This is a genomic window from Frankia sp. CeTa3Moorea (assembly GCF_978021225.1).
The window spans coordinates 1-5,161 of sequence record NZ_CDXDOR010000231.1 but is presented as its reverse complement, the minus strand read 5'-3'; the positions used below and the strand labels follow the sequence as shown (position 1 = coordinate 5,161).

At 70.4% G+C, this 5,161-nt stretch carries 7 protein-coding genes; 4 read left to right on the top strand and 3 right to left on the bottom strand.

Annotated elements, in window-relative coordinates; genetic code table 11:
* Positions 1–79: 79 nt before the first annotated feature.
* The gene (locus AC08OV_RS23305; RefSeq protein WP_476615781.1) at positions 80–340 is read right to left on the bottom strand and encodes an ATP-binding cassette domain-containing protein; all 261 of its coding nucleotides are present in this window, start codon (positions 338–340) and stop codon (positions 80–82) included.
* A gap of 134 nt (positions 341–474) precedes the next feature.
* On the opposite strand from AC08OV_RS23305, the gene AC08OV_RS23300 reads away from it, so the two are divergent.
* From AC08OV_RS23300 to AC08OV_RS23290, 3 genes are all read left to right on the top strand, one after another.
* Positions 475–1,617, top strand: a complete 1,143-nt coding sequence (locus tag AC08OV_RS23300) for a sensor histidine kinase (protein WP_476615782.1) — start codon at positions 475–477, stop codon at positions 1,615–1,617.
* The gene (locus tag AC08OV_RS23295) at positions 1,614–2,270 is read left to right on the top strand and encodes a response regulator (protein ID WP_071050472.1); all 657 of its coding nucleotides are present in this window, start codon (positions 1,614–1,616) and stop codon (positions 2,268–2,270) included. The genes AC08OV_RS23300 and AC08OV_RS23295 overlap by 4 nt, the downstream gene beginning before the upstream one ends.
* A gap of 243 nt (positions 2,271–2,513) precedes the next feature.
* Complete coding sequence (locus tag AC08OV_RS23290; RefSeq protein ID WP_112107073.1) at positions 2,514–2,993, top strand: DUF6326 family protein; 480 nt, start codon at positions 2,514–2,516, stop codon at positions 2,991–2,993.
* Positions 2,994–3,092: 99 nt separating this feature from the next.
* Here AC08OV_RS23290 and AC08OV_RS23285 read toward each other — a convergent pair whose 3' ends face one another.
* The gene (locus AC08OV_RS23285; RefSeq protein ID WP_476615783.1) at positions 3,093–3,710 is read right to left on the bottom strand and encodes a histidine phosphatase family protein; all 618 of its coding nucleotides are present in this window, start codon (positions 3,708–3,710) and stop codon (positions 3,093–3,095) included.
* A 184-nt stretch (positions 3,711–3,894) separates the two neighbouring features.
* Positions 3,895–4,212 carry a hypothetical protein gene (locus AC08OV_RS23280; protein ID WP_476620322.1) on the bottom strand — a complete coding sequence of 106 codons (318 nt, stop codon included), beginning with the start codon at positions 4,210–4,212 and terminating at the stop codon, positions 3,895–3,897.
* A gap of 227 nt (positions 4,213–4,439) precedes the next feature.
* Here AC08OV_RS23280 and AC08OV_RS23275 point away from each other — a divergent pair, with 227 nt between their 5' ends.
* Positions 4,440–5,099 (top strand): hypothetical protein, encoded by a 660-nt coding sequence (locus AC08OV_RS23275; protein WP_476620321.1) that lies wholly within the window; start codon positions 4,440–4,442, stop codon positions 5,097–5,099.
* Positions 5,100–5,161: the final 62 nt, after the last annotated feature.

Genomic DNA, 5,161 nt, shown 5'->3' with positions numbered 1-5,161 from the left:
CAGCGGGCGCAACGTCGACGCGTAGACCCGCCGGGTACCGGGGTCCCGGTAGGAACGGAACGAAAAACCGGTGTTGCTGTCAAAATTTTTGACGGCCCGAGGTCGAGTTCGCCAAGGTGGCGAGGCCCGGGTTTGGCAGGTCGGCGTACCGGGCGCCGAGGACCTCCACGTGGCCGGAGGTGGCCGGGCTCAGGCCGACCATGATCCGCATGGTTGTCGACTTGCCGGCCCCGTTGGGGCCGAGGAAGCCAGTCACGCGGCCCGGTCGGGCGGTGAACGAGACGTCGTTGACGGCGGTCACGCCGCGATAGCTCTTGGTCAGGTGGTCAACAGTGATCATGATCGGAAGCCTCGCCGCGACCGGCCTTCCGGCACATCGTCGTCGAGGCCGGACCCGCCTCTGCCATTGGGGGGGAGCGGCGTCTCGTTCTTTCGGTGGGTCTCCGACGCCTGGGCTGTCTCTAGGCTGGGTGTGTGTTCACTACCGGCCTGCGCTCGCTCTGGGACGAGCCCCGCGCCGCGGACACGCCCGAACGGGTGTGGCTCGACCGGGTGCTGGTCGGCGTGGTGATGGTGGCGGCGTTGCTCGAAGGAACCCTCCGAGAGGACGTCACCTGGCGGCCGGTCGTGACGATCGTGACGGTCGGACTTGCGCCGGTGCTGCTATGGCGGCGTACTCACCCGTTGGCCTGCGTCGTGGTGGGCTTCGGCACCGGGATGGCGTTAGGACTGGCGAGCTGGCTGGGCGGGACCCCAGGCGTGGGCCTAAACACGATGATCTACATCCTGGTGCTCGTCTATTCGCTGGTCCGCTGGGGCTCAGGGCGTCAGATCGTGATTGGGCTGCTGGTGGTTGCGGTCGCCGCGGTGTTCAGCTTTGCGACCGACTACACCGGGCCAGCCGAGTTCTTCGGCGGGTTGGCGGTCCTGGCGGCGGCGGCGGCGGGCGGAGCGGCGTTCCGCTACCGCGCCGAGAGTCGGCGCCGGGCGCTCGACCAGGTCCGCAGCCAGGAGCGCGTCGGCCTCGCGCGCGAGCTGCACGACTCGGTCGCCCACCACGTCTCGGCGATCACTCTGCAAGCGCAGGCTGGCATGACGATGGCCGCGAAGCGACCTGAAGCGGCGCTCGAGGCGCTTGCGATCATCGAGGGGGAAGCGTCGCGGACGCTGGCGGAGATGCGAGCGATGGTCCGGGTGCTGCGTGACGGAGCGCCGGCGGCGTACGGTCCCCAGCCCGGCGTCGCCGACCTGGTGTTCCTCGCCCGCCGCGAACCGGACCCCGTCGTCGACGTGGAGTTGGCGGGTGATCTGGCCGGACTTCGGCCCCAGGTCGACGCCGCCGTGTACCGGATGGCGCAGGAGGCGCTGACCAACGCGCTGCGGCACGCCCGAAACGCCTCGCGTGTGGAGATCAGGGTCGTCGAGGGCGCAGGAAGGCTGCGGCTCCGCGTGACCGACGACGGCCAGATCGACCCGGCGCGGCCAGCGACCCACGGTTTCGGGCTGCTGGGGATGACCGAGCGCGTGCAGCTGCTCGGCGGCACGCTACGCGCTGGGCCGACGCCCGAGGGCGGGTGGGCGGTCGACGCCGAGCTGCCGATGGAGTTGCCCCTATGACGACGCGCGTGCTGGTGGCAGACGACCAAGATCTGGTGCGCACCGGCCTGTCGATGATCCTTGACGCCCAGCCCGACATCGAGGTCGTCGGCCAAGCCGCCGACGGCAAGGCCGCCGTCGAGCTGGCGCATCGGCTCCGCCCCGACGTGTGCCTGGTCGACATTCGGATGCCCGGGCTGGACGGCATCGAGGTGACCGAGCTCCTCGCAGGGCGAGGCGTCGCGGACCCCATCGCGGTGGTGGTGATCACGACGTTCGACCTGGACGAGTACGTCCACGGCGCGCTTCGGGCCGGAGCCCGAGGATTTCTCCTCAAGGATGCCGGGCCAGAGTTGCTGGTGCAGGCTGTCCATGCCGCCGCCGTCGGCGATGCCCTGATCGCGCCGAACATCACCCGCAGGCTGCTAGCGACCCTTGCCGCGGGGGCCTCATCGAAACGCCGTACCCAACCGATCGAGCCGCTCACCCAACGCGAGGAGGAGGTGCTGAAACTGGTCGCTGTCGGCCGCACGAACGCGGAGATCGCCGCCGAGCTGTTCATCAGCTTGACGACCGCCAAGACCCACGTCGCGAGCCTGCTGACCAAGATCGGCGCCCGGAACAGGGTCGAGATCGCGATGTGGGCCTACGACACCGGCCGGGTGGGGCACTGAACCGAACCTGACGTACATGCACGACGACTGGTCCCGGCCGGGGGCGACCGAGGCCCACAACGAGCGCAGCGCCTTCGTCACCTTCTGTCCAGTGTAGGGACAGCGCGGCAGCGGGGATCAGCCGAAAGCACGAGAGAGAGACCATCTCATCGGCCAGGCGAACTCCGGCCACCGGGCCGGTGTGCCCGCCGCCGGGCTCAGCGATCGTGGACGTACCGATCCTCACCAACGACGGAGCCCATGATGAGAACGCGTCAACCCACCACCACACTGGAAGACCAGCCGATCCCGGTGAGAGCCAAGCTCGCCGCGGCGTGGACCAGCTTCATGTTCCTGTACGCCTACGTGGACATTCTCAACTTCTTCACGCCCGGCGTCATCGAAGACATCCTCGACGGCAAGGTCTTCGAGTTCGACCTCTCCCAGACCTTTTCGACCACAGCGCTGACCCTAGTGGCCATCCCGATCCTCATGGTCGTGCTGTCGATGACGCTGCCCGCCCGGGCGACCCGCATCACGAACCTCATCGTGGCCTCGCTCTACGTTCCCGTCACGGCATTCAACGCGGTGGGCGAGTCCTGGCTGTACTTCTACGGCCTTGGCATCGTACTGGAACTGATCCTACTCGCCCTCATCGTGCGGTACGCCTGGACCTGGCCCCGCACCGCACCGTCGGCGACCAGCCCGGACCGTGAAACCGTTCGCGCCCAGCAGCAAGCGTGAACCCAAGAACGGTCCCCGTCCTCTGGCGGCTCCTATATGAGACGGCCCTCGGGGAACATTGGAACGAAAAGTTCCGTTGGCGGGCTGCGGGCGGACGGCTTAGCGGGACTGGTCGTTCGGATGCACCCGGTCGGGGCCCCCGAGGCCCGGGCCCAGGGCGCTGCACAGGTGAGGGCCGTCGAAGCCGAGCTGGTATATCGCTGGCATGGGCATCGACAGCCAGAAGGCGCAGTCGATGGAAAGACCCAGGGCGAGGAGTGCGCGGGCAATCCAGGTGCCGTGCGCGGCGGCCAGAATCGTCGTCGTGGGCGACACGGACGCCACAAGATCACAGACCGCGTTCCTTGCGCGGTGGCTGAGATCAGCGAGTGTCTCGCCGGCGCCGATAGCGCGATCGGGCTGAGTCCAGCTCTGCTCGTAGTGGGCCCTCCAGTCTGAGGTCGGGGCCAGACCTGACCACCACTCGCGAAGATCGTCACGGCGACAGACGGGCAGTTCCAGGGCCTGGGCGGTCGGTTCGATGGTCTGGACCGCGCGAAGGTACGGGCTGGACACGACCTGCGAGACGCCGCAGCCAACGAGGTCCGCCGGGAGGGCGACCGCCTGCTCGCGGCCTGCTTTGGTGAGCGGCCGATGGTGCTCGTCAGGGCCGTCGAGGGTCGGAGTGACCGACGCGGCGTGACGGACCAAGAGCAGGACGATCATAAGAGAGATCATGCAGCTGCTCTGGACACCACTCCCGCCGCACGCCGGCCCACCCCAACCAGACGATCACGGACAACCTGAACGACAGGTTAGGGGCCGGTCACCCTGACCGCGGCCGTTTCATCGAAATCACCCAGAGCTACTGGCGGCTGGTGACGCCGACCCGAGCCCATGGACAACGAAGAGGCCGAGTGAGTCAGATTCGGCGGCGAGCAGCGGGGTCCTGGGCGGCGACGTGCCGGGCGACGGCGTCGACGCCGGGGCGGGCGTACCGCTCCAGTGAGCGGACGGAGGCGTGCCGGGAGCGGGCCAGCAGCATCGGTGTGCTGGTGCCGTTCTCCGCGTCGTGCGTGAGGCTTGAGTGACGCCAGCGGTGCAGCGTGAAGCCCTGCAGGTCGTTCCGCTGGTCGGGCTGGGCGAGGGGGTTTGCCAGCAGCCGGGTGCTCTCCTCGAAGATCTCCTCAGCTCGCCGGTAGGACAGCCGGGCTCGTCCCGTCACCGGGCAGACGTCCATCGTCGGGATGCCCTCGGGTGCGCGGCGCTCGGTGAGGAACAGCGGGCCCTGGGTGCGGCCGGCGATCAGGCGGGGCAGCAGCTGGGCCGCGCCGGACTGCCAGTGGATCCACTCGATGGCGCCGCCCTTGGCGATGATCCGGCCGCGCTTGTCGGGGTGCCGGTAAGAAACGTGTCACCAGCCGCAAACGGCGATGATCTAGCTGGCCTGCGGCGGACCCGGCGAGCGTGGCCACGCTGCTCCGGGACATCCGGGAGCTCGCCGTCGTCCTGGACGCCGGCGAGCCGGTTCCGGCCGGTCTGACCGCCGCGGTCCGCGCGGGCACCCGGGACCTACTCGCCCGCGTCACCGGCGCGGCGACCGCGCCCGCCGGGCCGGGGCTGCGCCTGGCACCCACGGCGCCCCCCGCCGCGTCTCCCGCCCCACAGCCGTCACGTGACGATCGCCCCCGGCAGGACCAGCAGGACAGCCGACCCGTCCCCGGCGCCGGTCGTCACGTGACGACCGGCGCCGCGTCGGACCGGCTGCGGCCTGCCCGCACCCCGCGGCCGGTCCGCGTACGCCGCACCACCGGCGGCGAGCTCGCCCTGTCCGCCGAGGTCTCCGCCGCCGTGCGCGCCGTCGCCGCCGCCAGCGAGACCCCCACCCCGACGGTGGCCCGGTCCCCCGACGAGATGAGCTGGACCGTCACCCTCGACGGGGTCCACCTCGGCACCGTCGCGCGCACCCTCGGCCCTCGTGGCGGCCGCGTCTGGCAGGCCGTCGACCCCGCCGGGCGCACCCTGCACGAGCACACCGCCCCCACCCGCACCGGCGCCGTCGACGCCCTACTCGCCCACCTGGCCGACCTCGCCGGCCGGGCCCGGCCGGCCACCCTGCGCCCCTGAGGCGGGGTCAGTGTCCCCGGCCGCAGCCCGGGGCGGACGGTAGGCCTCCGGTGAGCCCGGGC

What these genes read in the sequence shown, in the direction of transcription:
- AC08OV_RS23305 (WP_476615781.1), bottom strand. Translation starts at nt 340, where the DNA reads ATGATCACTGTTGACCACCTGACCAAGAGCTATCGCGGCGTGACCGCC.
- AC08OV_RS23285 (WP_476615783.1), bottom strand. Translation starts at nt 3,710, where the DNA reads ATGATCTCTCTTATGATCGTCCTGCTCTTGGTCCGTCACGCCGCGTCG.
- AC08OV_RS23280 (WP_476620322.1), bottom strand. Translation starts at nt 4,212, where the DNA reads ATGGACGTCTGCCCGGTGACGGGACGAGCCCGGCTGTCCTACCGGCGA.
- AC08OV_RS23295 (WP_071050472.1), top strand. Translation starts at nt 1,614, where the DNA reads ATGACGACGCGCGTGCTGGTGGCAGACGACCAAGATCTGGTGCGCACC.
- AC08OV_RS23290 (WP_112107073.1), top strand. Translation starts at nt 2,514, where the DNA reads ATGAGAACGCGTCAACCCACCACCACACTGGAAGACCAGCCGATCCCG.